Source organism: Micrococcus sp. HSID17227 (assembly GCF_003989405.1).
GTDB classification, from domain to species: domain Bacteria; phylum Actinomycetota; class Actinomycetes; order Actinomycetales; family Micrococcaceae; genus Micrococcus; species Micrococcus luteus.
Genome location: NZ_RBLN01000416.1, coordinates 1 through 1,383 on the forward strand (window position 1 = coordinate 1; position 1,383 = coordinate 1,383).

Sequence of the window (1,383 nt, forward strand, 5' to 3'; positions counted from 1 at the left end):
GGTCGTTGCAACACCGTGCGTTGAGAGCGAGCGTAGCTGCTCGGCGAAGACCTCCGCGGGAGTCTTCCAGTCCAGGACCTTCCTGGGCCTGTTGTTCAGCGTGTACGCGACTGCTGCGAGGTCCTCGGCCGACCATCTCGACAGGTCCGTGCCCTTGGGGAAGTACTGCCGCAGCACCCCGTTCGTGTTCTCGTTCGTCGGCCGCTGCCACGGCGAGTGGGGGTCAGCGAAGAACACCTTCGTGCCCGTGGCCATCGTGAACTGGACATGCCCGGCCAGCTCCTTGCCCCGATCCCACGTCAAGCTCTGACGCAGCTGCTCCGGCACCGTCGCCATCGCCTTGATCAGGGCCGCGGTCATCGCCTCAGCCCCGTACCCACCCAGCGACGGCCCGTTCTTCACCGGCGGCCGCTCACCCCATCCCTCCAGGCGGGGCAAGTGGACCAGGATCGTGGCCCGGCTCTTGCGCTCGGCCAGAGTCCCGATCGCTGAACGCTCGGTCCCGATGATCAGGTCCCCTTCCCAGTGCCCGGGCACAGCACGATCAGCGGCCTCGGGTGGGCGCTTGCTGAACACCACGTCCTCGGTGACGTGGCCCTGGGGCTTGTTCCGGGTACGTGCCCGCGGCTCGCGCAGAGCCCGCCCGGTACGCAGGCACGCGACGAGTTCACGCTTGAGCGCCCCACGCCCCTGGATGAACAGGGACTGATAGATCGCTTCATGAGAGATCCGCATGGACACATCATCCGGGAACTCCAGGCGCAGCCGGTGGCTGATCTGCTCAGGGCTCCACGCCGTGGACCACCGCCGGTCCGCCCGGCGCGGTTTCATCTTCCGCCCCTTGAAACCGGGCCCGACCGGTCCCGGCACGGCCACGCCATCGGGGCCCAGGACCACCCCGTTCAGGCGTGCCTGGACGTAGTCGTGCAGTCGCTGGTTCGTGGCCAGCTTCGCCGGCTTGGGCCGCCTGGCAGCTTCCTGGGCCTTCCACTGCGCCACCGTGGCCCGGTACTCCTGCTTCCCGGAACGAGTGGCGCAGTTACGGCGCAGCTCACGGCTGATCGTGCCCGGGTCACGTCCCAGCGTGCGTGCGATCTGACGGACCCCCTGGCCCTGGGCATGGAGGATTGCGATCTCTTCACGCTCAGCGAAGGACAGATACCGGCCGGTGGGCTCGGCTAAGGACAGCGGGGTCATCCCGCCAGCGTGACGGAACCAGCGCGCCCCGACGGGCCAGGACACGCCCACAGTCAGGGATGCCTCGACCGTGGTGACACCGGTGGCGATCACACGCCAGAACTGGCGTTGGACCTCCCGTGAGGGCTGCGGCCTGCCAGGAGAGCGCATCGGGGCCCGCAAGGCCCGATCCGCTCTCCACTGCCG

At 68.5% G+C, this 1,383-nt stretch carries 1 protein-coding gene; it reads right to left on the reverse strand.

The annotated features are described in order from the left end of the window. Positions 1 to 1,383 (reverse strand): IS30 family transposase (locus D8M29_RS12335; RefSeq protein WP_238693420.1); only part of this gene is annotated, 1,383 nt, incomplete at both ends.